The organism is Streptomyces abyssomicinicus (assembly GCF_008974245.1).
In the GTDB taxonomy this organism is placed as follows: domain Bacteria; phylum Actinomycetota; class Actinomycetes; order Streptomycetales; family Streptomycetaceae; genus Streptomyces; species Streptomyces abyssomicinicus.
Window position 1 is genome coordinate 71,794 of sequence record NZ_BBZI01000012.1, and the last position, 25,633, is coordinate 97,426.

The window sequence follows — 25,633 nt, forward strand, 5'->3', positions numbered from 1 at the left end:
GGCCCGGCAAGGAGGTGTCCGCTGCGCGGGCCGTGGCCGGGCCAGGCGGGTCAGGAAGGGCTCGCCCCCGCCGTCCCCGCCGCCGCGCGCCGGGGACGCGAGCGGGAGACCGCGACGCCCGCCAGGCACAGCGCGCCGCCCGCCAGCGTCACGAGCCCCGGCACCTCGCCGAGGAACACCCACGACATGGCGACCACCAGGGCGGGGACCGCGTACGTCGTCGCCCCCATCCGGCTCGCCGTGGTCCGCGCCAGCGCGTACGCCCACGTCGTGAACGCGACGGCGGTCGGGAACACCCCGAGGTACACCATGTTCAGCGTCGCCGACACCGGCGCGTCGGCGGCCTGCTCCACCAGCTGCCCCGCGAACGGCAGACACGCCGCCGCCCCGATCGCGCAGCCGAACGTCGTCACCTGCAGCGCGCTCCCGTGCGCCAGCGCCGGCTTCTGCGAGACCACCCCGCCCGCGTAGGCCACCGCCGCCAGCAGGCACAGGCCCATGCCCAGCACGGACGCCCCGCCGCCGTCCGACATGGACAGCCCCACCGTCACCGCGCCCGCGAAGGACACCGCCATGCCCGCCAGCAGACGCGGCGGCATCGGGTCGCCCAGCAGCCGCGCGCCGAGCAGCGCGGTCAGCAGCGGCCCCACGTTGACCACCAGCGCCGCCGTCCCGGCGTCCACCAGCTGCTCCCCCCAGTTGAGGACGACCATGTAGAAGCCGAACCACAGCAGGCCGGATATGACGATGCCCCGCCAGGCCCCGCGCGGCGGCAGCCCCTCCCGCCGGATCAGCAGGAGCACGCCCAGAGCCAGCGTCCCCGACAGGAGCCGGCCCAGGGCCAGCGCGCCCGGCGAGTACACCTCGCCCGCGCTGCGGATCGAGACGAAGGCGGAGGCCCAGAGCACCACCGTCACGGCGGCGGCCCCCGCGGCCAGCGGTTCGGCGCGCCGGAGCGGCGCGGAAACGGTCGTCATGGCCGCGAGCCTAGGCCGCGGGCGGCGGGCCGCGCTCTTCCTTATTCCGCCGCGTCCGGCTCCCCGGGCGTCCGGGGTGCGTCGCCCGTCCCGGAGAGTTCCCCGTACTGCCGCTCCAGTCCGTCCAGCAGTGCCCGCAGGCCCGTCCGGAAGGCCCGCTCGTCGATCTCCTCCTGCCGCCCGGCCAGCAGGTGCGCCTGGCCGAGGTGCGGGTAGTCGGCCGGGTCGTAGGCGGACTCCTCGCCGACGAAGCCGCCCGCGAACGAGCCCAGCGCGGAGCCCATGACGAAGTACCGCATCAGCGCGCCGACCGAGGTGGCGTGGGCCGGCGGCCAGCCTGCCTCGACCATCGCCCCGTACACCGCGTCCGCCAGCCGCAGCGCCGCCGGACGGCGGCCCGGCCCGCGCGCCAGCACCGGGACGATGTGCGGGTGCCGGCGCAGGGCGGACCGGTAGGAGAGCGCCCAGTCGTGCAACGCGTCCCGCCAGGCGGCGCCCCGCTCGAACACCGACAGGTCGACCTGCGCGCTCACCGCGTCGGCGACCGCCTCCAGGATGTCGTCCCGGCTGCGGAAGTGGTTGTACAGGGAGGGCCCGCTCACCCCCAGTTCGGCCGCGAGCCGCCGGGTGGAGACCGCGGCCAGTCCCTCGGCGTCGACCAGGGAGAGAGCGGTCTCGACGATCCGGCCGGTGGAGAGCAGCGGGGTGCGCGGGCGTGGCATGGCGCACATGGTAGAGGCTCGCCGCGGAGGCTCGACCGATTTAACTAGCAGTGCTAATTTAAGCCCCGGACAGACGGCACAGGAACCGACCGTGGGGTGGCACACCGTGAATCTGGGGCTCAGCGAGGAGCAGGCGGCCGTACGGGAACTCGCCCGGGACTTCGTGACGCGGGAGATCGCACCGCACGTCGTCGACTGGGACCGCTCGGAGGAGGTCGACCGGGGCATCGTGAAGAAGCTCGGCGAGGTCGGCTTCCTGGGGCTGACCATCGACGAGGAGTACGGTGGCTCCGGGGGTGACCACCTGGCCTACTGCCTGGTCACCGAGGAGCTGGGGCGCGGCGACTCCTCGGTGCGCGGCATCGTCTCGGTCTCCCTCGGCCTGGTCGCCAAGACCGTGCAGAGCTGGGGCACCGAGGAGCAGAAGCGCGCGTGGCTGCCCCGGCTCACCTCCGGCGAGGCGCTGGGATGCTTCGGCCTCACCGAGCCGGGCACCGGATCCGACGCCGGCAACCTCGTCACCCGCGCGGTGCGCGACGGCGGCGACTACGTCCTCAACGGCACCAAGATGTTCATCACCAACGGCACCTGGGCCGACGTGGCGATCGTCTTCGCCCGCTCCACCGACGCGCCGGGCCACAAGGGTGTCTCCGCCTTCCTGGTCCCCACCGACACCCCCGGCCTGACCCGCAACACCATCCACGGCAAGCTCGGCCTGCGCGGCCAGGCCACCGCCGAACTGGTCCTCCAGGACGTGCGGGTGCCCGCCTCCGCCCTGCTCGGCCCCGAGGGCAAGGGCTTCGCCATCGCCATGTCCACCCTGGCCAAGGGCCGGATGTCGGTCGCCGCCGGCTGCGTCGGCATCGCCCAGGCGGCGCTGGACTGCGCGGTCGCGTACGCGGGTCAGCGCGAGCAGTTCGGGAGGACCATCGCCCACCACCAGCTGGTGCAGGAACTGCTCGCCGACATCGCGCTCGACGTGGACGCCGCCCGGCTGCTGGTGTGGCGGGTCGCCGACCTCGTCGACCGCGGGCTGCCGTTCGCCGTCGAGGCGTCCAAGGCCAAGCTGTTCGCCTCCGAGGCGGCCGTGCGCTGCGCCAACAACGCGTTGCAGGTGTTCGGCGGGTACGGGTTCATCGACGAGTACCCGGCCGGCAAGCTGGTCCGGGACGCCCGGGTGATGACCCTCTACGAGGGCACCAGCCAGATACAGAAGCTGCTCATCGGCCGCGCGCTCACGGGGGTGTCGGCGTTCTGAGCGGCTCCTCGTGAGTACGCCGGACCACCGGCGCATGAGTACGCGGGCGGATGTGCCGGGTGGCGCGTCCGCCCGATGCTTTCCCCATGACCGAGACACCCGTCAAGCAGCAGAACACCGTGGCCTTCTACGGCCAGGCGGTGGCATCGTTCGTCATCGCGCTGAGCGCGACCTGTGTCGGCATCGTGCGGATGGAGGCGAGCGCCTGGGTGCGCGGCTTCTTCGCGGTGGCCGTCCTCTACCTGGTGACCTCCAGCTTCACGCTGGCCAAGGTGATCCGGGACCGCCAGGAGGCGGGAGCCATCGTCAGCCGGGTGGACCAGGCCCGCCTGGAGAAGCTCCTGGCCGAGCACGATCCCTTCCAGAAGCTCTGAGGAAGTCGGGACGCACACTCTAAGCGCCCGCTCAGGCTCCGGCGGTATGGTGGTCCCCCCGCACCTACGGCGTGCGGTCCGGAGGGTCTCCGTCCAGGGTGGGTGAGGACGGGGAACGAGAGAGGCGAGGGCGAGCGATGAGTACGGCGGAGGAGACGACGGCCGGCAGCGGCGGCGAGCGGCAGCCCTGGGCCGAGGTCACACCCGAGGCCGCCCGGCGTCTGCTGGTGGCCGCGGTGGACGCCTTCGCCGAGCGGGGCTACCACGCCACCACGACCCGCGACATCGCGGGCCGCGCGGGGATGAGTCCGGCCGCGCTCTACATCCACTACAAGACCAAGGAAGAACTGCTGGCCCGGATCAGCCGGATCGGTCACGAGAAGGCCCTCGCCATCCTGCGTGACGCCGCCGACGGCGAGGGCACGGCGGCCGAGCGGCTCGCCGAGGCGGTCAGCTCCTTCGTCCGGTGGCACGCCGCCCAGCACACCACCGCGCGGGTCGTGCAGTACGAGCTGGAGGCGCTCGGCGAGGACACCCGCGCCGAGATCGTGGGGCTGCGCAAGCAGGTTGACGCGCAGGTGCGCCGGCTCATCCAGGAGGGCGTCGAGGCGGGCGAGTTCGAGGTGCCGGACGCGCAGGGCGCCACGCTGGCCATCATGTCCCTCTGCATCGACGTCGCCCGGTGGTTCCGGGTGGACGGCCGCTGGACGCCCGACGAGGTCGGCGCGCTCTACGCCGACCTCGTGCTCAGCATGGTGGGCGCCAAGCGGTAGCGGGCCGCGGCGTCCGGGCCGCGGCGTTCAGAGGTAGTACCGGGACACCGACTCGGCGACGCAGACCGGCTTGTCGCCGCCCTCGCGCTCGACGGTGAACGCCAGCGTGAGCTGGACGCCGCCCGTCACGTCCTCCACGGCGGTGATCCTCCCGGTGGAACGCAGCCGCGAGCCCACCGGCACGGGGGAGGGGAAACGCACCTTGTTCGTGCCGTAGTTGACGCCCATCTTCACGCCCTCGACGGTGATCAGCTGCGGGCCGAAGAGCGGCAGCAGCGACAGGGTCAGGTAGCCGTGCGCGATGGTGGTGCCGAACGGGCCCTGGGCGGCCTTCTCCGGGTCGACGTGGATCCACTGGTGGTCGCCGGTGGCCTCCGCGAACAGGTCGATCCGCTTCTGGTCGACCTCGAGCCAGTCGGTGTACCCGAGCTGCTCGCCCACGGCGGCCTTCAGCTCGTCGGGGGAGGTGAAGATCCTCGGCTCTGCCATGTCGCTGTCCCTGGCCTCTCGCGTCTGCGGTGCGCAATCTCTAAGCGACTGCTTAGCATGGTCGGGGGCCACGCATCGTGTCAATGCGTGTGCCGGGGCGGGGTCCGGCCGGTTAGGGTCCGGGCGTGCCTCAGATCCCCGTGAAGGTCCAGGAACTCACCGTCGGCCAGCTCTCGGCCCGCAGCGGGGTGGCCGTCTCCGCGCTGCACTTCTACGAGGCCAAAGGGCTGATCAGCAGCCGGCGCACCCCCGGCAACCAGCGCCGCTACGGCCGCGACACCCTGCGGCGGGTGGCGTTCGTCCGCGCCTCGCAGCGGGTGGGGATGCCGCTCGCCGCGATCCGCGACGCGCTCGCGGAACTGCCGGACGGGCGGACGCCGACCCGCGAGGACTGGGCCCGGCTGTCCGAGAAGTGGCGCGCCGAACTGGACGAGCGGATCCGCCGCCTGGAGCGGCTGCGGGACCACCTCACCGACTGCATCGGGTGCGGGTGCCTCTCCATGACGACGTGCGGGCTGTCCAACCCGGACGACACCATCGGCGCCCGCCTGACCGGTTCCCGCCTCGCCCCGGAGTCCCGGGCGTAGGCGCCGAAGGCGCCGCGGGCGCCGTGCGCGCACGGGCGCCGGCACGGGCGTCGGCACGGTCGGACGGCGCGGGTGGGCGCGGTCGGGTGGTGGGCGTGGGCGCGGCCGGGGCGCGCGCACCTGACCGCGCCCGCCCCGCCCCGCCCCGCCGCTCCGTGCCGCGCGAGTCGCCGCTCCGTGCCGTGCCCGCGCCGCGCCCCGGCCACCCCGCGCCCGTGTCCGTGCTGCTCCGTGCCCCTGCCGCCCTGCCGCCCTGGCGCGCCGGCCGCCATGTGCCCGTGCCCGCCCCGCGGTACGGGGCCGTCGGGGCGGGCGCCCGCGGCCAGCCGCCCCGCGCCCGTGTCCGTGCCGCCGGCACCGCGCCGAGCCCGTGCCTGCGGTCACGCGGAGACCAGTTGCCGCCGCCCCCGCCGGGCCGTCTCGACCGCCTCCGGGGTGAGCACCGGCAACGGGACCAGGATCCCGCACCCCACGCACACCGGCCCGCTGGAGGGCTCGTGGCTCATCCCGTGACGCCAGGCCAGGTCCTCGTCGCCGCAGACCGGGCAGCTCCTCCCCGGCTGCCGCTCCAGCGCGCCGATCAGCCGGCGCAGCACCTCCGGCAGCGGGTCCGAGGGATGGACCCGCGGGTCGTCGCACCAGGCGATCCCGAACCCGCCCCAGGTCATGCGGTGCCAGTCGTCCACCGACCCCGGCCGCCGCAGCCCGTCGTGCTTCTCCCGCCGCCGGCGCTGCGCGAACGCCACCTCGTAGGCCAGCCAGATCTCCCGGGCCTGCTCCAACTCCGCCACCGCGCCCACCAGTCGGCGGGGATCGGGGGAGCGGTCCTCGGGACCGAACCCCCAGGTGACGCAGAGGTGGTCCCAGGTCGCCCGGTGGCCGTACGGCGCGAACCGCTCCAGGCACTTGCGCAGCGAATACCGCCGCAGCGCCAGATCGCACCGTTGGTCCCGTACTTGTCTCGCCAGACTCCGGAATCCCGCCATCGACCGTACCTCCGTCGCACGTGCACCTGATCCGCTGCCCAACTCGGCGTCGTCGTAAGGACGTCGCCGAATAGACGTGCCGACCGCCCAACCGGCTCCATCGGGTTGGCCGAGGTATGCCATAAGCCGGACGGCACACTCATGCGGGTTCCTGTTGGCGGCGGGACTATGCGCGACAACAGGAACAGAACGGGCGGGACGCGTCGTTACGCGTCCCGCCCGTCCCACCCTTCCCGTCCGGCTCAGCGGTAGAGCAGGTACTGCCTCCGCGTGGCACGGAAGCCGGCCAGCTCGTCCTTCCAGCCGGCCACCACCTCGTCCAGACCGGCGCCCGCGTCGATGCGGGTGCGCACGCCGGTCGAACCGGTCAGCTTGTCGATCCAGTTGTCCGCGCGCCAGGCGAACCCGCTCCACGTCGCCCTTGCGGTGATCAGCAGCCCGATGCCGGTGCGCACGGGGTCGAAGGCCGCGCGGTCGTCGACGTGCACCTGGACGCCGCCGACCGTCTGGCCGGAGAACTTGTTGAAGGTCGGCGCGAAGTACGCCTCCCTGAACCGCACGCCGGGCAGGCCGAGTTCGTTGGCGGCCGCGGCCCACGAGCCGTCGACGCCGGGCGCGCCGAGCAGTTCGAAGGGGCGGGTGGTGCCCCGCCCTTCGGAGAGGTTGGTGCCTTCGAAGAGACAGGTGCCGGGGTAGACCAGCGCGGTCTCCGGGGTGGGCATGTTGGGGCTCGGCGGCACCCAGGGCAGCCCGGAGGCGTCGTAGAACTCGTCGCGCCGCCAGCCGGTCATCCGCACCGTCTCCAGCTCCACGGGGGAGGCAAGGAACTCCCCGTTGAAGAGGAGGGCCAGTTCCGCCACCGTCATCCCGTGCTGCTGGGAGATCGGCTTGCGGCCGACGAAGGTGGCGAACTGCGGGTGCATGACGGGGCCTTCGGCCGAGCGGCCGGAAACGGGGTTGGGCCGGTCCAGCACCACGAACCGCTTGTCGGCCAGCTGGGCGGCCTCCATGCAGTCGTACAGCGTCCAGATGTAGGTGTAGAAGCGGGCGCCCGCGTCCTGGATGTCGAAGACGACGGTGTCCACGCCCGAGGCGGTGAAGACGTCCGCCAGCGGCTGTCCGCTCTTGAGATAGGTGTCGTAGACCGGCAGTCCGGTGGCCGGGTCCCGGTAGAAGCCCTCGGAGCCGCCCGCCTGCGCGGTGCCGCGGAAGCCGTGCTCCGGCCCGAAGACCGCCACCAGGTCGACCCGGTCGTCCGCGTGCATCACGTCGACGATGTGCGTCGTGTCGCGGGTGATGCCGGTCGGGTTGGTGACCACGCCGACCTTGTCGCCGTCCAGCAGCGCGTAGCCGTCCGCGGCGAGGCGCTCGAAGCCGGTCCGCAGCGGTCGCCCGCCCGACGGCGGGGTGGCCGGGACCGGCGGGCCCGGCGCCCCGGCCGCCTGCGCGGCGCCGGCCGCGGTGGCGGACAGGGCGGCGGTGGCCGCGGTGAGCAGGCCTCGTCTGGACACTCTCATCGTGCGTGACCTCCGTGCATCGTGGTGTGGTGCTGGCGGGTTTTCCTCGCTCCGGTGGTGCTCCGGCATCCCTGTGGGGCGGCCGGTGCCGTGTGTCATGCCCACGCGAGAGGCGCTCCACCCCCCGCCGTTCGGCCCGATCCCCGAACGGCCCTGTCCGAACCCCTTCCGCGCTACATACCGACCGGTTAGTCTGACGCCGCAGTCCAGCGGCGACAGCGCCGTGTCACGTCGTGTCGGAGGAGACCGATGGTGGAAGCCGTGCAGGATGCCCGGGTCGTCGTCACCGGGGCGGGAGGCGGCATCGGAGCCGCGATGGCCAGGCGATTCGCCGCCGAGGGGGCCCGGGTCGTGGTCAACGACCTGGACGCGGGGAAGGCGGAGGCCGTGGCCCGGGAGATCGGCGCCACCGCCGTCCCGGGAGACGCCTCGGAGACCCTCGGCGCGGCGCGTCAGGCGCTGGGCGGACGGATCGACGTCTTCTGCGCCAACGCCGGCATCGCGGGCAGCGACGGCAGCCTCACCCCGGACGACGACGCCTGGGAACGCGCCTGGGACGTCAACGTGATGGCGCACGTGCGGGCCGCCCGCGCGCTGCTGCCGGAGTGGCTGGAACGCGGCGACGGGCGCTTCGTCGCCACCGTCTCCGCGGCCGGACTGCTCACCATGATCGGCGCCGCCCCCTACAGCGCCACCAAGCACGCCGCCTACGCCCACGCGGAATGGCTCTCGCTCACCTACCGCCACCGCGGGGTCAAGGTGCACGCGATCTGCCCCCAGGGCGTGCGCACCGACATGCTGTCCGGCTCCGGCAGCGCGGGCGACCTGGTCCTCGCCCCCACCGCGATCGAGCCCGAGGACGTGGCGGACGCGCTGTTCAAGGGGATGGAGGAGGACCGCTTCCTGATCCTCCCGCACCCGGAGGTCGCCGAGTACTACGCGGCCAGGGCGGCCGACCCGGAGCGCTGGCTGACGCACATGAACCGTCTGCACCAGAAGTGGGAGAGCATCCGATGACGACCGAATCCCGGTACGCCGCCAAGCCGTGGCTCGCTCTGCTGAGTGACGCGCAGAAGGCGCCGCTCACGCCTCCGGCCGGCGCGGTGGACGCCCTGCGGCGCGCCCTCGCCACCCGCGCGGACGAGACCTTCCTCGCCTACTTCGACGGCCGCCTCACCTACCGGGAGGTGGACGCCCTCACCGACTCGGTGGCCGGCCGCCTCGCCGCACGCGGCGTCGCCAAGGGCGACCGGGTCGCCGTGCTGCTGCAGAACTCCCCGGCCTTCGCGCTCGCCGTCCTCGGCGCGTGGAAGGCGGGCGCGATCGTGCTGCCGGTGAACCCGATGTACAAGACCGGCGAGGTCAGGCACGTCCTCGAGGACGGCGGGGTCAAGGCGCTGGTCTGCTCCGACCGCGCCTGGGAGGCCTACCTGCGCGACGCCGCCGACGGCACCCCGGTCGAGTTCGCCCTCACCGCCTGCGAGCTGGACTTCCAGGGCCGCGACGACAAGCGCGTCCTGGACTTCGAACGCCTCCCGGTGGCCGCCGACGCCGAGGACCTCACCGAGGCCGCCCGGGCCGGCCACGCCGCCCCCGAGGGCCGGGAGACCGGCCCCGAGGACATCGCCCTGATCAGCTACACCTCGGGCACCAGCGGCACCCCCAAGGGCGCCACCAACACGCACGGCAACCTGATGTACAACGCCGAGCGGCAGGCCACCGGCCTCGGACTTCCGGCGCACGCCCGCTACTTCGCGCTGGCCCCGCTGTTCCACATCACCGGCATGGTCTGCCAGTTCCTGGCCGCCCTCAACAGCGCCGGCAGCCTGGTGCTCGCCTACCGGTTCGAGTCCGGCGTGGTCCTCGACGCCTTCCAGGAGCACCGCCCGGCCTACACCGTCGGCCCGTCCACCGCCTTCATGGCGCTGGCCGCCCACCCCGCCGTCAGCCGGCAGCACTTCCGTTCCTTCACCCAGATATCGTCCGGCGGCGCCCCGCTGCCGCCCGCGCTGGTGGAGAAGTTCGAAGCCGCCTTCGGCCCGTACATCCAGAACGGCTACGGGCTCACCGAGTGCAGCGCCCCCTGCGCCTCCGTCACCGGCGGCCTGCGCGCCCCCGTCGACCCCGTCTCCGGCACCCTCGCCGTCGGCCTGCCCGGCGCCGACACGGTGGTGCGCATACTCGACGACCGGGGCGAGGAGGTCCCCTTCGGCGAGCAGGGCGAGATCGTGGTGAAGGGCCCGCAGGTGGTCCCCGGCTACTGGCGGCGCCCGGAGGCCACCGCCGAGACCTTCCCCGACGGGGAGCTGCGCACCGGCGACATCGGCTTCATGGACGAACAGGGCTGGCTGTACGTCGTCGACCGCAAGAAGGACATGATCAACGCCTCCGGCTTCAAGGTGTGGCCGCGCGAGGTGGAGGACGTCCTCTACACCCACCCGGCGGTCCGCGAGGCGGCCGTGGTCGGCGTGCCCGACGGCTACCGGGGCGAGACCGTCAAGGCGTACATCTCGCTGCGTCCGGGAGCCGACGCCACCGGCGAGGAGCTCGCCGCATACTGCAAGGAACGGCTGGCCGCGTACAAGTATCCGCGGCTGGTGGAGATCCTGCCCGACCTGCCGAAGACGGCGACTGGCAAGATCCTGCGCAGGGAACTGCGCGGAACGAAGTAGTTCCCGGCGGCCGGGCGGCGTCCGGCGGCCGGACGGCTCCCCCATAGGCACGACGGCAGAAGAAGAACCGGAAGGACAGGTGGCGGCACGATGGCCAGGACGACGGACGGAGAGGGCACGCCCGTTCCCCAGCGGCTGCTGGCCGCCGCCACCCGTCTCTTCGCGGAGCGCGGCTACGACCGCACCTCCGTGCAGGAGATCGTGGAGGCGGCCGGCGTCACCAAGGGCGCGCTGTACCACTACTTCGGTTCCAAGGAGGACCTCCTCCACGAGGTCTACGCCCGGGTGCTGCGGCTCCAGCAGGAGCGGCTGGACCACTTCGCGCGGATGGACGCCCCGGTGGAGCGGCGGCTGCGGGACGCGGCGGCGGACGTGGTGGTCACCACCATCGACAACCTCGACGACGCGTCGATCTTCTTCCAGTCGATCCACCACCTCAGCCCGGAGAAGAACAAGCAGGTACGGGCCGAACGGCGGCGCTACCACGAGCAGTTCAAGGGGCTGATCGAGGAGGGACAGGAGTCCGGGGTCTTCTCCCGGGCCACGCCGGCCAGCCTGGTCGTCGACTACCACTTCGGCTCCATCCACCACCTGTCGACGTGGTACCGGCCCAACGGCCCGCTGAGCCCCCGCGAGGTCGCCGACCACCTCGCCGACCTGCTGCTGCGCGCGCTTCGGCCCTGACGCGGGCCGCACGGCGCGGGCGGGAGGCACGGCGCGGGGGCGGGACGGGTTCCGGACCCGTCCCGCCCCCGCGCCGTTCCGGCTAGAGGTACTTCTTCAGCTCACGCCGCGCCAGCGACCGCTGGTGGACCTCGTCCGGCCCGTCCGCCAGCCGCAGGGTCCGCGCCCCCGCGTACAGCTCCGCCAGCGGGAAGTCCTGCGACACACCGCCCGCCCCGTAGAGCTGGATGGCCTGGTCCAGGATCCCGCACACCGTCCGCGGCGTGGCGATCTTGATCGCCTGGATCTCGGTGTGGGCCCCCTTGTTGCCCACCGTGTCCATCATCCAGGCCGTCTTCAGCACCAGGAGCCGCAGCTGCTCCACCGCGACCCGGGCGTCGGCGATCCAGTTCTGCACCACGCCCTGCTGCGCCAGCGGCTTGCCGAAGGCGTCGCGCGACACCGCGCGGCGGCACATCAGCTCGATGGCCCGCTCCGCCATGCCGATCAGCCGCATGCAGTGGTGGATCCGGCCCGGGCCCAGCCGCGCCTGGGCGATGGCGAAGCCGCCGCCCTCCTCGCCGACCAGGTTCGACACCGGCACCCGGACGTCCTCGAAGACGACCTCGGCGTGCCCGCCGTGGTACTCGTCGCCGTACCCGAACACCGTCATGGCACGCTCGACGCGCAGCCCCGGGGTGTCCCGCGGAACCAGCACCATCGACTGCTGGCGGCGGATGTCCGCGCCGTCCGGGTCGGTCTTGCCCATCACGATGAAGATCTGGCACGCCGGGTTCATCGCCCCCGAGATGTACCACTTGCGCCCGTTGATCACGTATTCGTCGCCGACCCGCTCGATCCGGGTGGTGATGTTGGTGGCGTCCGAGGAGGCCACCTCCGGCTCGGTCATCGCGAAGGCGGACCGGATCTCACCGGCCAGCAGCGGCTCCAGCCACTGCTTCTTCTGCTCCTCGGTGGCGAACTGGTTCAGCAGCTCCATGTTCCCGGTGTCCGGCGCCGCGCAGTTGAGCGCGTCCGGGGCGAGCTGGGGGGAGCGGCCGGTGATCTCGGCGAGCGGCGCGTACTGGAGGTTGGTGAGCCCGGCGCCGTACTCGGCGTCCGGCAGGAACAGGTTCCACAGCCCCCGGCGGCGCGCCTCGGCCTGCAGGTCGTGCAGGACCGGCACGTGCTCCCACGGGTCGGCGAGGGCGGCGCGCTGCTCGCGGGCCACGGCCTCGGCCGGGTAGACGAACTCCTCCATGAAGTCCAGGAGGTCGGCGCGCAGTTCCTCGGTGCGTGCGTCGAACGCGAAGTCCATGATCAGCCTTCCTGAAGAGTGGTGAGGCCGTGCTCGATGAAGAGGGGCACCAGGTCGCCGATGCGGTCGAAGCCGCCGCCGACGGTCTGGCCGAGCGTGTAGCGGTAGTGGATGCCCTCGAGGATCACCGCGAGCTTGAACCAGGCGAAGGCGGTGTACCAGGAGACGGCCGAGACGTCACGGCCCGACAGTGCGGCGTACCGCTCGACCAGTTCGGCCGGGTCGGGGTGGCCGGCGGCCTCGGCGGTGGTGGAGACGGGGGAGCCCGGCAGACCGTGCGGGGTGCTGTACATGACCAGCAGGCCCAGGTCGGTCAGAGGGTCGCCCAGGGTCGACATCTCCCAGTCCAGGACGGCCTTGATCCGGTCGTCGTCGCCGATGAGCACGTTGTCCAGGCGGTAGTCGCCGTGCACCACGGCCGGCGCCGGGGAGTCCGGCAGCCTCCGGCCCAGCGCCGCGTGCAGCTCGTCGATGCCTGACAGCTCGCGGCTGCGGGAGGCGGCCAGCTGCTTGCCCCAGCGCCGCAGCTGGCGTTCCAGGAAGCCCTCCGGGCGGCCGAAGTCGCCCAGCCCGACCGTCTCCGGGTCCAGCGAGTGCAGTTCGACGAGGGTGTCGACCAGCCCCAGCACCGCCGCACGGGTGCGCTCCGGACCGAGCGGGGCGAGCTGCTCGGTGGTCCGGTAGGGCGTGCCGGCCACGAACTCCATCACGTAGAACGGCGCGCCCAGCACCTCCTCGTCCTCGCAGAGCAGCACCGGCGCCGGCACCGGCACGGCCGTCGGGTGCAGGGCGCTGATCACTCGGTGCTCGCGGCGCATGTCGTGCGCCGTGGCCAGCACGTGGCCCAGCGGCGGGCGGCGGACCACCCAGCGGCCGACGCCGTCGGTGACGTGGTAGGTGAGGTTCGACCGGCCGCCCTCGATGAGGCGGGCGGACAGCTCGCCCTGGAGCAGACCGGGCCGCTCGCGGTCGAACAGATCGCGCAGCCGGTCCAGGTCCAGGCCTGGCGGATGGTCGGGGCGGCTCATTCTCCAGCTCCTTCGGGCGACAACGAAGACACCCGATCATGATGCCGACCGGTCGGTATGCCGTCCATAGTCCGAACCTAACGTGACGGGAACAACCTTGGCGAGGGCCCTTTGGCCCCCGGACACTCCCCGGTTACGGCGCCAGCACGTCCAGCTCGCGCAGCGCGCCCACGGTGATCTCCCGCGTCAGCCGCTCCGCCTCCCCGGCGTCGCCCTCCCGGACCGCCTCCGCGACCCTGACGTGCAGCGTCACGGCCGCCGGGTCCGGGTCCTCGAACATCACCTCGTGGCGGGTGCGGCCGCTGAGGACCTCGGCCACCACGTCCCCGAGGCGGGCGAACATCTCGTTGCCCGAGGCTCCGAGGACGATCCGGTGGAAGCCGACGTCGTGCACCAGGTACTCGTCGAGGCGCCCCCCGCGTGAGGTGGCGACCATGCCGAGCGCGCACCGCGTCAGCTCCGCGCACTGCTCCGCGGAGGCGTGACGCGCGGCCAGCCCGGCCGCGACCGGCTCCACCGCCGAGCGCAGCACGGTGAGGGAGCGCAGCTGGCGGGGGCGGTCGGCGCCGGCCAGTCGCCAGCGGATGACCTGCGGGTCGTAGACGTTCCACTCCTCGACCGGCCGCACCGTCACGCCCACCCGGCGGCGGGAGGCGACCAGCTGCATCGACTCCAGCACCCGCACCACCTCGCGCATGACGGACCTCGACACCCCGAGGTCCTGGGCGAGCTCGTCGGTGCGCAGGACGCTTCCGGGCGGGTGGTCGCCGGCGGTGATCGCGTGCCCGAGGCGGTGGAGTACCTGTGCGTGCAGCCCGCGGGCCTGGACGGTCATGGGATCAGGGTATGGGATGCCGCACACCGCAAAAGTCAGACTTTTTATGGTCCAGGGCTTGAATTTGTCACATCACTTGGGTTTCAGTGTCCCCCGACAACCAGAAGTCGACGAGGACTGCGAGAACGCCATGGCCCCCACTCCCGCCATACCCGCCCCACCGGTCGTGGTGGTCATGGGGGTCGCCGGAACCGGCAAGACCACGATCGGCCGCCGCCTCGCCGAACTCCTCGGCGTCCCCTACGCCGAGGGCGACGACTTCCACCCGCCCGCCAACATCGCCAAGATGTCGGCCGGCACCCCGCTGGACGACGCCGACCGGGCCCCCTGGCTGGACCTGATCGGCGCCTGGGCCGACGAGCACCGCGCGAGCGGCGGCGTGGTCAGCTGCTCGGCGCTCAAGCGGGTCTACCGCGACCGCCTGCGCGCGGCCGCGCCCGGCCTGTTCTTCGTCCACCTGAGCGGCGAGCGGGAGCTCATCGAGGAGCGGATGTCCGGCCGCAAGGGCCACTTCATGCCGCGCTCGCTGCTCGACTCGCAGTTCGCCACGCTCGAGCCGCTCCGGCCGGACGAGGCCGGCGTTGTCGTGGACCTCTCCGCCGCCCCGGAGGAGATCGCCCGGACGGCCGAGGCCGCCCTGCGCGACCTGCCCTGACCACCCCCCTGCCCCCGGATTCCCCCCACATCCGACCCCCCACCCGCACCTCCCCCCGTACCCCCCGCAAGGAACCACCGTGACCAGACTCAGCGTCGAGACCCTGGCGGCGGACGCCGTCGAGCCGATCACCTCGGCCGGCCATGCCCACCTGGGCCTCGCCGTGCTCGCGGGCATCGCCGTCATCGTCGTGCTCATCACCAAGTTCAAGCTGCACGCCTTCCTGGCGCTGACCGTCGGCTCGCTGGCCCTCGGCGCCTTCGCGGGCGCGCCGCTGGACAAGACCATCACCAGCTTCACCACCGGTCTGGGCTCCACCGTCTCCGGCGTGGGCGTGCTCATCGCGCTCGGCGCCATCCTCGGCAAGCTGCTGGCGGACTCCGGCGGCGCCGACCGGATCGTGGACACCATCCTGGCCAGGGCCCGCGGCCGCGCCATGCCATGGGCGATGGTGCTGATCGCCTCGGTGATCGGTCTGCCGCTGTTCTTCGAGGTCGGCGTGGTCCTGCTGATCCCGGTGGTGCTGATGGTGGCCCGCCGCGGCAACTTCTCGCTGATGCGGATCGGCATCCCGGCCCTCGCCGGCCTCTCCGTGATGCACGGCCTGATCCCGCCGCACCCCGGCCCGCTGGCCGCCATCGACGCGGTCGACGCGGACCTCGGCCTCACCCTGGCCCTGGGCCTGGTCGTCGCGATCCCCACCGTGATCGTCGCCGGCCCGCTCTTCTCCCGCTACGCGGCCCGCTGGGTGGACGTCGCCGCCCCCGAGCGGATGGTCCCCGCCGTGGACGAGGACCAGGACCCCGAGAAGCGCCCGGGCTTCGCGCCCACCCTGGCCACCATGCTCCTGCCGGTCGTGCTGATGCTCGCCAAGGCGCTCGTCGACATCGTCGTCGACGACCCGGAGAACTCCGTCCAGCGCGTCTTCGACGTCATCGGCTCGCCGATGATCGCCCTGCTGGCGGCCGTGATCGTCGGTCTCTTCACGCTCGGCCGCGCGGCCGGGTTCACCAAGGCGCGGATCTCCGTCACGGTGGAGAAGTCCCTCGCCCCGATCGCCGGCATCCTGCTGATCGTCGGCGCGGGCGGCGGCTTCAAGCAGACGCTGATCGACTCCGGCGTCGGGCAGATGATCCTCGAGATATCCGACAACTGGTCGATCCCGGCCCTGCTGCTCGCCTGGCTCATCGCCGTGGTGATCCGCCTCGCCACGGGCTCGGCGACCGTCGCGACCATCTCCGCGGCCGGTCTGGTGGCCCCGCTCGCGGCCGGCATGTCCCCGGCCGAGACGGCGCTGCTGGTCCTCGCCATCGGCGCGGGTTCGGTCTTCTTCAGCCACGTCAACGACGCGGGATTCTGGCTGGTCAAGGAGTACTTCGGACTCTCCGTCGGCCAGACGATCAAGACCTGGTCGGTGATGGAGACGGTGATCTCGGTGGTCGCCGGCGCGATGGTCCTGCTGCTGTCGTTGTTCGTCTGACGACGCGACGGCGTCCGTCCAGCGACGCGGCGCCCCTTCCGACCGCCCGCGGTCCCGGGTTCTTGACGCCCCGGGCCCGCGGGCTTCGCGTCGTCCGTCCTTCCGTCCTTCCGTCTTTCCGTCCTTGCGTCCGCCCGTCCCGTCCCGCCGCGGCGGGGTGGGGTTGGATGGGGGCATGAGCGACACCGACCCCTCGCACGCGGCGCGTTCCGCGGAGGAGATCCTCGACATCGTCGACGAGCACGACCGCGTCGTCGACCGGCGGCCCCGCGGAGAGGCATACGCGCTGAACCTGCGGCACCGGTGCGTGTTCGTCGAGGCGCGGGACGCCTCGGGCCGCGTCTTCACCCACCGCAGGACGGCGGCCAAGCTGGTCTTCCCCTCCCTGTACGACACCTTCGTCGGCGGTGTGGTCGGCGCGGGGGAGTCCTACGACGAGGCCGCCCTGCGGGAGGCCGAGGAGGAGCTCGGGGTGAGCGGGCTGCCGCGGCCGGAGTTCCTCTTCAGGTTCCTCTACGACGACGGCGCCGGCCGCAGCTGGTGGTCCGCCGTCTACCAGGTCCGGTGCGACCTGCCGGTCCTGCCCCAGCCGGAGGAGGTCGCCTGGCACGGCTTCCTCACCGACGACGAGATCGAAGCCCGGCTGGACACCTGGGAGTGGGTCCCGGACGGCCTGGAGGCCCACCGCCGGCTGCGGGAGTTCCGCGGACGCGGCTGAACGCCGGGGCGCGGTCAGTCCGAGACGTCGCCGTCCACGTACAGCCAGCCCCCGGAGCCGGGCTCGCGCGTGAAGCGGCTGTGCTCCGTCATGGCGCCGCCACGGTAGGAGGCGCGGAAGGTGACCGTGCCGGTGGTGTGGAAGGCCGAGCCGCCCTCGGTGGCGAGGATCTCCAGGCCCGTCCAGCGGGTCCCGGGGTCCAGGCCGAGCTCCGCGGGGCGCGTCCGCGGATGCCAGGTCCGCAGCAGGTAGCCGGTTTCCAGCCGCACGAAGGCGCTGTACCGGGAGCGCATCAGCTGCGCGGCGGTGGCGGCGGAGGCGGCACCGGAGTGGAACCGCCCGCAGCAGGCGTCGTACGGCTGGGGCAGCCCGCAGGGGCAGGAACGCGCGGTGACCATACGGCCATTCTGCCCGCCGCGCGCGGCCTCGCGGCCCCGGCCCCCGCGCCCGGGCGCCCACCGCCCGCGCCGCCGGCCCCTGTGCCGTGGCCCGCGCCTGCCTCGCGCTGCCTCGCGCTGCCTCGCGCCGCCGCGTGCTGCTTCGCCCGGCTCCGCCGGGGCCGCGCCGCGCGTGGCCCCGCGTGGAGTCGCCCGGCTTCGTCCCGCTCAGGCGAACTCGGGCGCCGCGGTCGCGGGACCGCCCAGCGCGTCGCGCATCTCCGGCGCGGGCATCCGCAGGCTCACCATGCGACGCAGGCCGCCCGCCCGCTCGAACGCGTACGCCGCGTGGATCCCGCCGGTCAGCGCGGCCAGCTTCGGCCGGGACCAGCCGAGGATCCGGCCCATGCGCGTCATCACCGCGACGCTCACGTCCCGGTAGACGGCGATCTCGGCCAGCGCGGTCTCCCGCAGCGTCCGCCGGATCAGCGGCCCGTACCCGGCCGCCGACAGCCGCAGCAGCTCCTCGTGGCAGTAGGCCAGGTGGTTGTCCTCGTCGGCGGAGATCATCCGCACCGCCCGCCCGACATCCGGGTGCTCGCCGAAGTACCTGCACAGCAGCCGCATCTGCTCCGACGCCCGCTGCTCGGTGACCCGGCTGTGCGCCAGGTAGGTGACTAGGTCCCGGACCGTCAGGGTCTCCTCGCGGCGCAGCTTGTCGTGCGGGAGCCCGATGCCGTTGCGCTCCAGGAGCATCGTGTAGTCGGTGTCCGGCGGCACCTCCACCGGCTCCAGGCCGCGCTTGCGCATCAGCGCGTTGAAGATCCGCCCGTGCTTGTCCTCGTCCGCCCCGTGCCGGGCGATCCGCGGCGCCATGGCCTGTTCCTCCGCCGGCACCAGCGCCGCGATGCGGGCGTTCTCCCAGCCGCCCTGCGTCTCGCCGCCCGCGGCGACGGAGCAGAACAGGCGGAACGCCTCGTCGTTGTCGAAGATCTCCTGGAACAGACTCCTGGCCGAAAGCATGGACACCTCTTTCGAGGACACGGGCGGGGACTTCCGGAGAACGAGTCAACGGCCGCGACAGGGCGGGCGCAACAGCTCAGCTTCTCCGATCGGCCGACCGAAGGACCGACCCGGCCCGCCCCCGCACGTAACCGGCGGGCGGCGGGAGCGTTGTTCCCGGTGACGGCCGTGGCGGGGAGGACCCCCGAGCCCCCACCACGGCCGCAGGCCCCGGAAACCCGCAGGGGCCCGCCGCCCGGCCGGGCGGCGGGCCCCTGCGGGGCGTCGCCCCGTCAGGCCAGACCGGCGCGCTCCAGGGCCTCCATGCCCGCGCGCAGCGCGGTGATCCGCTCCTCGAGCGTGAAGCCGGCCGGGGCCAGGGTCAGCGTGGTGACACCGGCGGCGGCGTACGCCTTCATCCGGTCGGCGATCCGGTCCACGGACCCCAGCAGGGTGGTCTTGTCGATCAGGTCCTGCGGGACCGCGGCCGCCGCGCCGTCCTTGTCGCCGGCCAGGTACTTGTCCTGGATCTCGGCGGCGGCCTGCTCGTAGCCCATGCGCTGGGCCAGCTGGTTGTAGAAGTTCTGCTTCCGGCTGCCCATGCCGCCCACGTAGAGCGCGGTGTAGGGGCGGAAGGTGTCGGCCAGCGCCGGGACGTCCTTGTCCTCGCCCACGGCCAGCGGCACGGTCGGGACGATGTCGAAGCCCTCCAGCGTCCTGCCCGCCTTCTCGCGGCCCGCGCGGATGTGCTTCACCGCGGTCTCCTCGAGGTGCTCGGCCGACGGGAAGATCAGCAGGGCGCCGTCCGCGATCTCACCGGTCTGCTCGAGGTTCTTCGGACCGATCGCCGCGATGTAGACCGGGATGTGCTCGCGCTGCGGGTGCACGGTGAGCTTGAGCGGCTTGCCCGGGCCGCCCGGGAGCGGCAGCGTCCAGTGCTCACCCTCGTAGGACAGGCGCTCGCGGGTCATCGCCTTGCGGATGATCTCCACGTACTCACGCGTCCGGGCGAGCGGCTTGTCGAACTTGACGCCGTACCAGCCCTCGGAGACCTGCGGGCCGGACACGCCCAGCCCCAGCCGGAACCGGCCACCGGAGAGCGAGTCCAGGGTCGCGGCGGTCATCGCCGTCATGGCGGGCTGTCGGGCCGGGATCTGGAAGATGGCCGAGCCCACGTCGATCCGCTCGGTCTGGGCGGCGACCCAGCTGAGCACCGTGGCGGCGTCGGAGCCGTACGCCTCCGCGGCCCAGCACACCGAGTAGCCCAGACGGTCGGCCTCCTTGGCCACCTCCAGGTTGTCCTGGTCCATTCCGGCGCCCCAGTAGCCGAGATTGATCCCGAGCCGCATGCCGCTCCCCTTACTGATCAGTAACGTCCCTGTCCAGCAGGACCCTAGCGCGCCGGAGGCCTGGTGGGGAGCGGGGGACGACGCGATGCGGGTCACGTCCGGGGGTGACGGGCGGGGCGGCCCGCGCCCGGGTTGTCCACAGGGTGCCCCGGGAGCCGAATCCGGCCAGTAATGTGCGCGTTCATGAAGCAGAGGCATCTCGGCCGGACCGGCCTTCGCGTGTCCCGCATCGGACTCGGCACCCTCACCTGGGGCCGGGACACCGACGAGCACGACGCGGCCGAGTTGTTGAAGGCGTTCTGGGAGGCCGGCGGGAACCTGGTCGACACCGCCGACATATACGGCGGCGGGGAGGCCGAGTACCTGCTGGGCCGGCTGATCGCCGACCTGGTGCCGCGCGAGGACCTGGTCATCTCCACCAAGGCGGGCAGCGTGCCCGACCCGGAGCGCCGGGTCGACGGCTCGCGCGGCCACCTGCTCGCCGCCCTCGACGCCTCGCTGGCCCGCCTCGGCACCGACCACGTCGACCTGTGGCAGGTGCACGCCTACGACGAGGACACGCCGATCGAGGAGACCCTGCAGGCGCTGGACATCGCGGTGACCAGCGGTCGGGCCCGCTACGTCGGCGTGTCCAACTTCTGCGGCTGGCAGCTCGCCCGCGCGGCCACCTGGCAGCTTGCCGCGCCCGGGGCGCGGACCGCGCTGGCGGGCACCCAGCTGGAGTACTCGCTGCTCCAGCGCGGCGTCGAGCGCGAGGTGCTGCCCGCGGCCCGGGAGCTGGGGATCGGCCTGCTGCCCTCCTCGCCGCTGGGGCGCGGAGTGCTCACCGGCAAGTACCGCACCGGCACCCCCGCGGACTCGCGCGGCGCCTCGGAGCACCTCGCCCCGTTCGTCGCGCCCTACCTCGACGACGCCGCCGGGCGCATCGTGGACGCCGTGGCCACCGCCGCCGACGGGCTCGCCGTCACGCCGCTGCAGGTCTCGCTGGCCTGGATCCGCGACCGGCCCCAGGTCACCGCGCCGATCGTCGGCGCGCGCACCGCGCAGCAGCTGGAGGCGGCGCTGTCGGTGGAGACGCTTACCCTTCCAGACGAGATCTGCCGGGCCCTCGACGACGTGTCGGCGCCCGTGCACCGCTATCCCGATCACGACTGGAGCACGCTGTGACGACGGACCCCGAGACCACGGAGCAACCCGAGCCGGGGCCGCGGGAAGAGGCCGCGGCGGGCGACGGCACCGCCGTCGAGGGCGCCGGGAGCCCCGAGGGCGCGGATTCCCCGGCGGACACGGCACCCGCCGGGGGAGGGGCCGCCGAAGCCGCCGAAGGGGCCGCCGGTTCCGGTGCCGGTGCCGGTGCCGAGGTCGCTGGAGGCACGGGCTCGGAGGCGGACGGTGCGGCCGGTGCGGCCGGTGGCGCCGCCGAAGGCAAGGCGGCCGACGGCGCCGACGGCGGGACCGAAGGCGCCGACGGCGGTGACGGTGAGGCCGAAGGCGCCGACGTTGCCGCCGAGGGCGCCGGGGAGGCGTCCGCGGAGGCGCCGGAGGTCTCCGAGGCCGAGGCGGAGCTGCGCGCGCAGAAGCTGGAGCGGGAGCGGATCGAGCGCCGCAAGGCGGCCAAGCAGGGCCCCGTGGAGGCCGGTGGCAAGCTCTCCGGCACCGCCGCGGAACTGCTCGCCGCGGTCCGCGCCGTGGAGAGCGGCGAGAAGCCCGCCGGCAGCGTCTTCAGCGAGCCGCCCGCGCCGCGCCGCGTCGCCGTGCCGGAGCCCGAGCGTCCACGGCACCCGGTGACCCCGCCGCCCGCCGCCGTGGCCCCCGCCGGGCCCGCCCCGGCCGCCGTCGAGGCCGTCCGCGCCGTCCTGGCCGCCGGGGGAGCCCCGGAGGCGCTCGCCCCGGCCGCGGCCGCCGTCCTCGGCGAGGGCGCCGACGCCCTGCTCCGCGAGGACCCCTGGCAGCTGCTGCGCGTGGAGGGCGTCCGGCCCGAGCACGCCGACGCCTTCGCGCGCGCCCTGCCGGGCCCCGAGGTCCGCCCCGACGACGAACGGCGGGGCCGCGCCCTGACCGTTCATCTGCTGGAGCGCGCCGCCCTCTCCGGGCACACCGCGCTGGAGGCGCCCGCCCTCGCCACCGCCCTCGCCGGGCAGGGCGTGCCCGACCCGGAGGCCGCCGTGCAGAGCGCGGTCGCCGAGGGCGACGTACTGGTCTTCCAGGACGCCCTGGACGACGCCCCGTCCCCGTCCCCGGCCGCCGTGGCGGACGAGGCGGACGGGACCGGCGAACAGGACGGCGAGGGCGAACCCGCCCGCCCGGTGCGGGTGCTGATCGGACTCGAGCGGTACGCCCTGGCCGAGGAGAGCCTCGCCGACGGCCTGGCCCGCCTGGTCAACACCGCGCCCGCCGCCGAGGAGGCCGACTGGGAGGCGGCCGCCTCCCGGCTCGGCGGCTCCGCCGCGGAACTGGTCCGCGCGGTCGCCGGCCACGCCCTGGTGCTCCACACCGGCGGCGAGGCCGCCCGCGCCGAACCCGCCGCGCTGCTTGCCGCCGCGGCCACGCTGGGGCTGCGGGTCTGCGCCGTCACCCACACCGCGGACGGCCGCGGGCGCCTGCGTGCCGCGCTCGCCGGCGGGCCCGTCGGCGAACGCGCTGTGGTCACCGCGGCCGGGCTGCTGTCCGGCGCGCAGGGGCCCGGCCGGGACGCCGACGGGGCGCTCGACCTCGACCTGCTGGTCGTGCTGGACGCCCCGCAGCTCGGCGTGGAACACGCCGCCATGCTCGTGGAGTCGCTGCCCGACGGGGCCCGGCTGGTCCTCGGCGGCGACCCGGGCACGCTGTGGTCGGCGGGGGCCGGACGGGTCTTCGCCGACCTGCTGGCCGCGAAGGTCTGCCCACAGGTGGCCTCCCGGACGCCGGACCCGGGACCGGTCGGGGAACTGGTCTCCGCCGTCGGCGTCGGCGAGCTGATCTCCGTCGACTCGCCCGGTCACGAGGTCGCCGTCGTCCCGGTCCGCGACCCGCGCGAGGCGGTGCACCGGACGGTGCAGCTGATCGCGGACTCGGTACCGCGGGCGATCGGGGTGCCGTCCGAGCAGACCCAGGTGATCACCCCCGGGCACGGCGGCGCCGTCGGCACGCGGGTGCTGAACCCCGCGCTCAAGGAGCGGTTCAACCCCGGGCCCGGGCGGTTCGCCGGCTTCGACCCCGGGGACCGGGTGGCCTACTCGCCGGAGCCTGGGCGCACCGCGCTGGGGCGGGTCGTCACCGGGGACGCGCAGGGGCTCCACCTGGACCTCGGCGGCGCACCGGTCGTCGTCGCGCCGGACGACGTCGAGCGGACGCTGCGTCACGGGTGGGCGGTGACCGCGCACCAGGCGGTGGGGCACCGGTGGCCGGCCGTGGTCGCGGTGCTGCCGGGCGACGCGGGCGCGGCGCTCACCCGTGCCTGGGTCTACACCGCCTTCGGCCGCGCGGAGCGGCACCTCTCGGTGGTCCAGGGCGTCGGCCCCGCCCTCGCCGAAGCCGTCGCCTCCGCCCTGCCCAGGCCCCGCACCACCCGCCTGCCCGCCCTCCTCCGCGCGGCGGACCAGAACTGACGGCGGGCGGCGGGCCGCCCACCGCGGTGCTGCCGCGGGCGGTCCCGCCGCCCGCGGCGGCACCGGATCGGAGAGGAGGAGGAAGGGTCAGCCGAGGTCGTCGTCCGGCTCGTCGTCGAAGACGGCGGAGACGTCGAAGCGGCAGACGACTCGCGCGGGATCGGCCCCCTCGAAGGGGAGGGACAGCCAGTCACCCGGCTCCGCAGGCTCGTCCAGCGCCGTGACCCAGAGCGTCGAGTCCCCCTCCTCCAGGCCGAACTCCCGGTGCCGCGAGGCGATCTCGTCCGCCTCGTACTCGCCGAACAGCAGCCCCAGCGCCCCGTGCGCCGTCCGGGAGAACGCGTCGTCGCCGAGACCGCCGGCCTCGTCCTCGTCGGCCTCCTCGATCCGCCGTGCGGAGGCCAGCAGGCGCTGCGGGTCGGTCACCGTGTAGTCCCGGCGGATCAGCACGCTGACCGCCTCGGGTTCCGTCGGCCCCTCGTACGGCGGGAGCGACTCCTCGATCCCCGGGATCTCGAACGGCGTGACCTCGTCGTGCACCGTGTACAGCAGCTCGTCGTACACCTCGGCCGCCGCGGCCAACTGGTTGAACGCATCGTGGACGGCCGGGTCGTCCTCCCCCGAACGCTGTTCGACCGCCGCAAGGTGACGGTCGAGCGCGACCTTGACGGCCTCGACGGCGGCACGGACCTCGGCAGCGGTGGGCTGCGCAGCATCAGACATGGTGCAGACGCTATCCGTACCGGGGCGGTGCACGCACAATGGATGCGATGGCCGAATACGAATTTGTCAACGTGTACGTACCGCGGGGGGTCTCCCGCAAGGACGCCACACGCCTGCTGACGGACCACGCCGAGTACGGACACTGGGAGTTGGACCGGCTCACACTGATGCGGGACGGCAGCCGCAGGGTGCGGTTGCGCAGACGGATCATCCGCCAGGTACGCGCGACATGGTGAAAGACGGAAGCGGGTCCCGCCAGGCGGAGCCCGCTTCAGTCGTCCATCAGAAGGAGATCTGTGTCACGCCGCGGCGCGCGCCCGGCGGTAGAGCAGCGCACCGGCCAGCAACGCGCCCGCGCCGAGCGTCAGACCCGCGCCCGCCGGGAAGCCCGCGCCGGTCTCGGCGAGCTGCGGCGGGGTTCCGCCGTGCGGTGCCGGCCCGTCAGGAGTGCCGGGCGTGTCGGGGGTGCCCGGCGTGTCGGGCGTGTCAGGCGTGTCGGGAGTGTCGGGCGTCTCCGGGACGTCAGGCTTGCCCGGCTTGCCCGGCTCGTCGGGCCGCTCCGGCGTGACCGGAGGCTTGCGGTGACGCCCGCCGCCCTCGCTCACGCAGTCGTTGCCCACGGCGGGGTTGCCGAGCCCGATCACATTGACGCTGTTGCCGCAGAGGTTCACCGGAACGTCCACGGGCACCTGAACGGTGTTGCCGGACCCCACGCCGGGCGAGCCGGAGGTCCGGCCGTCGGCCCGCGCGCCGCCGCCGGCGGAGCTCCCCGAGCCCCCGTGGTCCGCACGGTGCTTGCCGCCGCCGTGGTCGCTCTTGCCGCCGCCGGTCCCGCAGCCGTTGCCGGCCGCCGGGTTGAGCAGCCCCACCACGTTCACGGTGTTGCCGCAGAGGTTCACGGAGACGTCCACCGGAACCTGGATCGTGTTGCCCGACAGAACGCCGGGCGAGTTGGCCGCCGAGCCGCCCGCGTTCGCGTCGGCGTGCGCGTGTCCGCCGGCCGCGGCGATGACACCGGTCGCCGCCGCCACGGTCATCAAGCCCTTGCGGGTGACGTGCCTCATGGAAAATTCCTGCCTTCGACCTTGTCCGATTACCTGAGAGAGGCGGCGGACCGGCCGGCCCCGGGGGAAACCCGGGGCCGGCCGTCACAGCGCCGCGTGGGGAGACGGGGCGCCGTGTCAGCCGTTGAAGCAGGCGTTGCCGAAGGCCGGGTTCAGCAGACCGATCACGCTGATGCTGTTGCCGCAGACGTTCACCGGCACGTGCACGGGGACCTGGATGACATTGCCGGAGACCACGCCGGGGGAGCCCGCCGCGGCACCCTGGGCCTCCGAGTCGGCGGCGGCCATGCCCGCACCGGCCAGCAGCAGACCACCGGTGGCAGCGGCGGCGGTGACGATCTTCTTGATCATGATTCCTCCCTGGAATGGCAAAGCGACCCAAGTGCGGTCGCATCACCTGTAACGAGGAAGGGCTAATAGGGCTACGAGCCTATGAGCGCATTCACCCGTCCCGGGAAGCTGCTGGACGCCTGATCGAA

The 25,633-nt window shown here is 73.5% G+C and carries 27 protein-coding genes; 13 read left to right on the forward strand and 14 right to left on the reverse strand.

The genetic code is table 11. The features are described from left to right. Positions 1-50: 50 nt before the first annotated feature. Together GBN72_RS27595 and GBN72_RS27600 are read right to left on the reverse strand one after the other, a co-directional pair. Complete coding sequence (locus tag GBN72_RS27595; RefSeq protein ID WP_151774663.1) at positions 51-977, reverse strand: DMT family transporter; 927 nt, start codon at positions 975-977, stop codon at positions 51-53. 41 nt (positions 978-1,018) lie between these two features. Further along, the gene (locus GBN72_RS27600) at positions 1,019-1,708 is read right to left on the reverse strand and encodes a TetR/AcrR family transcriptional regulator (RefSeq protein ID WP_174887219.1); all 690 of its coding nucleotides are present in this window, start codon (positions 1,706-1,708) and stop codon (positions 1,019-1,021) included. Between the two features lie 97 nt (positions 1,709-1,805). Here GBN72_RS27600 and GBN72_RS27605 point away from each other — a divergent pair, with 97 nt between their 5' ends. The 3 genes from GBN72_RS27605 (at position 1,806) to GBN72_RS27615 (ending at position 4,104) form a co-directional block, all read left to right on the forward strand. Then, on the forward strand, positions 1,806-2,957 hold the full coding sequence (locus GBN72_RS27605) for an acyl-CoA dehydrogenase family protein (protein ID WP_151774955.1): 1,152 nt from the start codon (positions 1,806-1,808) through the stop codon (positions 2,955-2,957). An 86-nt stretch (positions 2,958-3,043) separates the two neighbouring features. Further along, positions 3,044-3,331, forward strand: coding sequence for a YiaA/YiaB family inner membrane protein (locus GBN72_RS27610; RefSeq protein WP_151774665.1), 288 nt, complete (start codon positions 3,044-3,046; stop codon positions 3,329-3,331). Between the two features lie 137 nt (positions 3,332-3,468). Then, positions 3,469-4,104, forward strand: coding sequence for a TetR/AcrR family transcriptional regulator (locus GBN72_RS27615; RefSeq protein ID WP_151774666.1), 636 nt, complete (start codon positions 3,469-3,471; stop codon positions 4,102-4,104). 27 nt (positions 4,105-4,131) lie between these two features. Here GBN72_RS27615 and GBN72_RS27620 read toward each other — a convergent pair whose 3' ends face one another. Continuing rightward, complete coding sequence (locus GBN72_RS27620) at positions 4,132-4,593, reverse strand: MaoC family dehydratase (protein ID WP_151774667.1); 462 nt, start codon at positions 4,591-4,593, stop codon at positions 4,132-4,134. 125 nt (positions 4,594-4,718) lie between these two features. Between GBN72_RS27620 and soxR the strand changes: the two genes are divergently transcribed. Beyond that, positions 4,719-5,180, forward strand: coding sequence for a redox-sensitive transcriptional activator SoxR (gene soxR, locus GBN72_RS27625; RefSeq protein ID WP_151774668.1), 462 nt, complete (start codon positions 4,719-4,721; stop codon positions 5,178-5,180). 380 nt (positions 5,181-5,560) lie between these two features. On the opposite strand, the gene GBN72_RS27630 is transcribed toward soxR, so the two are convergent. Beyond that, positions 5,561-6,166, reverse strand: coding sequence for a hypothetical protein (locus tag GBN72_RS27630; protein ID WP_151774669.1), 606 nt, complete (start codon positions 6,164-6,166; stop codon positions 5,561-5,563). Between the two features lie 242 nt (positions 6,167-6,408). Then, a complete protein-coding gene (locus GBN72_RS27635; protein WP_151774670.1) occupies positions 6,409-7,683 on the reverse strand; it encodes an exo-beta-N-acetylmuramidase NamZ family protein in 1,275 nt (424 codons plus the stop codon). 249 nt (positions 7,684-7,932) lie between these two features. Here GBN72_RS27635 and GBN72_RS27640 point away from each other — a divergent pair, with 249 nt between their 5' ends. The 3 genes from GBN72_RS27640 (at position 7,933) to GBN72_RS27650 (ending at position 11,039) form a co-directional block, all read left to right on the forward strand. Next, entirely contained in the window at positions 7,933-8,700 is a 768-nt protein-coding gene (locus tag GBN72_RS27640; protein ID WP_151774671.1) for an SDR family oxidoreductase, read from the forward strand. Continuing rightward, complete coding sequence (locus GBN72_RS27645) at positions 8,697-10,355, forward strand: AMP-binding protein (RefSeq protein WP_151774672.1); 1,659 nt, start codon at positions 8,697-8,699, stop codon at positions 10,353-10,355. Before GBN72_RS27640 ends, GBN72_RS27645 begins: the two co-directional genes overlap by 4 nt. Positions 10,356-10,445: 90 nt before the next feature. Next, the gene (locus GBN72_RS27650; protein WP_151774673.1) at positions 10,446-11,039 is read left to right on the forward strand and encodes a TetR/AcrR family transcriptional regulator; all 594 of its coding nucleotides are present in this window, start codon (positions 10,446-10,448) and stop codon (positions 11,037-11,039) included. 82 nt (positions 11,040-11,121) lie between these two features. Here GBN72_RS27650 and GBN72_RS27655 read toward each other — a convergent pair whose 3' ends face one another. The 3 genes from GBN72_RS27655 to GBN72_RS27665 form a co-directional block, all read right to left on the reverse strand. Further along, complete coding sequence (locus GBN72_RS27655; protein ID WP_151774674.1) at positions 11,122-12,336, reverse strand: acyl-CoA dehydrogenase family protein; 1,215 nt, start codon at positions 12,334-12,336, stop codon at positions 11,122-11,124. Between the two features lie 2 nt (positions 12,337-12,338). Further along, the gene (locus tag GBN72_RS27660) at positions 12,339-13,364 is read right to left on the reverse strand and encodes a phosphotransferase family protein (protein WP_151774675.1); all 1,026 of its coding nucleotides are present in this window, start codon (positions 13,362-13,364) and stop codon (positions 12,339-12,341) included. A 133-nt stretch (positions 13,365-13,497) separates the two neighbouring features. Beyond that, the gene (locus GBN72_RS27665; protein ID WP_151774676.1) at positions 13,498-14,199 is read right to left on the reverse strand and encodes a FadR/GntR family transcriptional regulator; all 702 of its coding nucleotides are present in this window, start codon (positions 14,197-14,199) and stop codon (positions 13,498-13,500) included. A gap of 130 nt (positions 14,200-14,329) precedes the next feature. On the opposite strand from GBN72_RS27665, the gene GBN72_RS27670 reads away from it, so the two are divergent. The 3 genes from GBN72_RS27670 to GBN72_RS27680 all read left to right on the forward strand — a co-directional run bounded on the left by GBN72_RS27670 (position 14,330) and on the right by GBN72_RS27680 (position 17,052). Continuing rightward, complete coding sequence (locus tag GBN72_RS27670; RefSeq protein ID WP_151774677.1) at positions 14,330-14,854, forward strand: gluconokinase; 525 nt, start codon at positions 14,330-14,332, stop codon at positions 14,852-14,854. 79 nt (positions 14,855-14,933) lie between these two features. Next, positions 14,934-16,334, forward strand: a complete 1,401-nt coding sequence (locus GBN72_RS27675) for a GntP family permease (RefSeq protein WP_151774678.1) — start codon at positions 14,934-14,936, stop codon at positions 16,332-16,334. A 175-nt stretch (positions 16,335-16,509) separates the two neighbouring features. Continuing rightward, the gene (locus tag GBN72_RS27680) at positions 16,510-17,052 is read left to right on the forward strand and encodes an NUDIX domain-containing protein (RefSeq protein WP_151774679.1); all 543 of its coding nucleotides are present in this window, start codon (positions 16,510-16,512) and stop codon (positions 17,050-17,052) included. A 14-nt stretch (positions 17,053-17,066) separates the two neighbouring features. On the opposite strand, the gene GBN72_RS27685 is transcribed toward GBN72_RS27680, so the two are convergent. The 3 genes from GBN72_RS27685 to GBN72_RS27695 all read right to left on the reverse strand — a co-directional run bounded on the left by GBN72_RS27685 (position 17,067) and on the right by GBN72_RS27695 (position 19,780). After that, the gene (locus GBN72_RS27685; protein WP_151774680.1) at positions 17,067-17,450 is read right to left on the reverse strand and encodes a YchJ family protein; all 384 of its coding nucleotides are present in this window, start codon (positions 17,448-17,450) and stop codon (positions 17,067-17,069) included. Between the two features lie 207 nt (positions 17,451-17,657). Continuing rightward, complete coding sequence (locus tag GBN72_RS27690) at positions 17,658-18,452, reverse strand: ferritin-like domain-containing protein (RefSeq protein WP_151774681.1); 795 nt, start codon at positions 18,450-18,452, stop codon at positions 17,658-17,660. A 272-nt stretch (positions 18,453-18,724) separates the two neighbouring features. Beyond that, the gene (locus GBN72_RS27695; RefSeq protein WP_151774682.1) at positions 18,725-19,780 is read right to left on the reverse strand and encodes an LLM class F420-dependent oxidoreductase; all 1,056 of its coding nucleotides are present in this window, start codon (positions 19,778-19,780) and stop codon (positions 18,725-18,727) included. Positions 19,781-19,963: 183 nt separating this feature from the next. On the opposite strand from GBN72_RS27695, the gene GBN72_RS27700 reads away from it, so the two are divergent. Next, positions 19,964-20,947, forward strand: coding sequence for an aldo/keto reductase (locus GBN72_RS27700; RefSeq protein ID WP_151774683.1), 984 nt, complete (start codon positions 19,964-19,966; stop codon positions 20,945-20,947). Then, the gene (locus tag GBN72_RS27705) at positions 20,944-23,367 is read left to right on the forward strand and encodes a helix-hairpin-helix domain-containing protein (RefSeq protein ID WP_151774684.1); all 2,424 of its coding nucleotides are present in this window, start codon (positions 20,944-20,946) and stop codon (positions 23,365-23,367) included. Before GBN72_RS27700 ends, GBN72_RS27705 begins: the two co-directional genes overlap by 4 nt. A gap of 87 nt (positions 23,368-23,454) precedes the next feature. On the opposite strand, the gene GBN72_RS27710 is transcribed toward GBN72_RS27705, so the two are convergent. After that, positions 23,455-24,090, reverse strand: coding sequence for a hypothetical protein (locus tag GBN72_RS27710; RefSeq protein ID WP_151774685.1), 636 nt, complete (start codon positions 24,088-24,090; stop codon positions 23,455-23,457). Between the two features lie 47 nt (positions 24,091-24,137). Between GBN72_RS27710 and GBN72_RS27715 the strand changes: the two genes are divergently transcribed. After that, positions 24,138-24,326: a DUF5703 family protein gene (locus GBN72_RS27715; protein WP_151774686.1), complete on the forward strand. Its 189-nt coding sequence runs from the start codon at positions 24,138-24,140 to the stop codon at positions 24,324-24,326. 63 nt (positions 24,327-24,389) lie between these two features. On the opposite strand, the gene GBN72_RS34750 is transcribed toward GBN72_RS27715, so the two are convergent. Both GBN72_RS34750 and GBN72_RS27725 read right to left on the reverse strand, forming a co-directional pair. Further along, positions 24,390-25,154 (reverse strand): chaplin, encoded by a 765-nt coding sequence (locus GBN72_RS34750; protein ID WP_151774687.1) that lies wholly within the window; start codon positions 25,152-25,154, stop codon positions 24,390-24,392. Between the two features lie 117 nt (positions 25,155-25,271). Then, complete coding sequence (locus tag GBN72_RS27725) at positions 25,272-25,505, reverse strand: chaplin (protein WP_151774688.1); 234 nt, start codon at positions 25,503-25,505, stop codon at positions 25,272-25,274. Between the last annotated feature and the right edge of the window lie 128 nt (positions 25,506-25,633).

Excerpts from the sequence above, each read along its gene's own strand:
- GBN72_RS27715 (WP_151774686.1), top strand. The coding sequence starts at position 24,138 with ATGGCCGAATACGAATTTGTCAACGTGTACGTACCGCGGGGGGTCTCC.
- GBN72_RS27670 (WP_151774677.1), top strand. The coding sequence starts at position 14,330 with ATGGCCCCCACTCCCGCCATACCCGCCCCACCGGTCGTGGTGGTCATG.
- GBN72_RS27635 (WP_151774670.1), bottom strand. The coding sequence starts at position 7,683 with ATGAGAGTGTCCAGACGAGGCCTGCTCACCGCGGCCACCGCCGCCCTG.
- GBN72_RS27710 (WP_151774685.1), bottom strand. The coding sequence starts at position 24,090 with ATGTCTGATGCTGCGCAGCCCACCGCTGCCGAGGTCCGTGCCGCCGTC.
- GBN72_RS27615 (WP_151774666.1), top strand. The coding sequence starts at position 3,469 with ATGAGTACGGCGGAGGAGACGACGGCCGGCAGCGGCGGCGAGCGGCAG.
- GBN72_RS27595 (WP_151774663.1), bottom strand. The coding sequence starts at position 977 with ATGACGACCGTTTCCGCGCCGCTCCGGCGCGCCGAACCGCTGGCCGCG.
- GBN72_RS27690 (WP_151774681.1), bottom strand. The coding sequence starts at position 18,452 with ATGCTTTCGGCCAGGAGTCTGTTCCAGGAGATCTTCGACAACGACGAG.
- GBN72_RS27600 (WP_174887219.1), bottom strand. The coding sequence starts at position 1,708 with ATGTGCGCCATGCCACGCCCGCGCACCCCGCTGCTCTCCACCGGCCGG.
- GBN72_RS27645 (WP_151774672.1), top strand. The coding sequence starts at position 8,697 with ATGACGACCGAATCCCGGTACGCCGCCAAGCCGTGGCTCGCTCTGCTG.
- GBN72_RS27660 (WP_151774675.1), bottom strand. The coding sequence starts at position 13,364 with ATGAGCCGCCCCGACCATCCGCCAGGCCTGGACCTGGACCGGCTGCGC.
- GBN72_RS27650 (WP_151774673.1), top strand. The coding sequence starts at position 10,446 with ATGGCCAGGACGACGGACGGAGAGGGCACGCCCGTTCCCCAGCGGCTG.
- GBN72_RS27700 (WP_151774683.1), top strand. The coding sequence starts at position 19,964 with ATGAAGCAGAGGCATCTCGGCCGGACCGGCCTTCGCGTGTCCCGCATC.
- GBN72_RS27630 (WP_151774669.1), bottom strand. The coding sequence starts at position 6,166 with ATGGCGGGATTCCGGAGTCTGGCGAGACAAGTACGGGACCAACGGTGC.
- GBN72_RS27655 (WP_151774674.1), bottom strand. The coding sequence starts at position 12,336 with ATGGACTTCGCGTTCGACGCACGCACCGAGGAACTGCGCGCCGACCTC.
- GBN72_RS27680 (WP_151774679.1), top strand. The coding sequence starts at position 16,510 with ATGAGCGACACCGACCCCTCGCACGCGGCGCGTTCCGCGGAGGAGATC.
- GBN72_RS27685 (WP_151774680.1), bottom strand. The coding sequence starts at position 17,450 with ATGGTCACCGCGCGTTCCTGCCCCTGCGGGCTGCCCCAGCCGTACGAC.
- GBN72_RS27640 (WP_151774671.1), top strand. The coding sequence starts at position 7,933 with ATGGTGGAAGCCGTGCAGGATGCCCGGGTCGTCGTCACCGGGGCGGGA.
- GBN72_RS27620 (WP_151774667.1), bottom strand. The coding sequence starts at position 4,593 with ATGGCAGAGCCGAGGATCTTCACCTCCCCCGACGAGCTGAAGGCCGCC.
- GBN72_RS27610 (WP_151774665.1), top strand. The coding sequence starts at position 3,044 with ATGACCGAGACACCCGTCAAGCAGCAGAACACCGTGGCCTTCTACGGC.
- GBN72_RS34750 (WP_151774687.1), bottom strand. The coding sequence starts at position 25,154 with ATGAGGCACGTCACCCGCAAGGGCTTGATGACCGTGGCGGCGGCGACC.
- GBN72_RS27665 (WP_151774676.1), bottom strand. The coding sequence starts at position 14,199 with ATGACCGTCCAGGCCCGCGGGCTGCACGCACAGGTACTCCACCGCCTC.
- GBN72_RS27725 (WP_151774688.1), bottom strand. The coding sequence starts at position 25,505 with ATGATCAAGAAGATCGTCACCGCCGCCGCTGCCACCGGTGGTCTGCTG.
- GBN72_RS27695 (WP_151774682.1), bottom strand. The coding sequence starts at position 19,780 with ATGCGGCTCGGGATCAATCTCGGCTACTGGGGCGCCGGAATGGACCAG.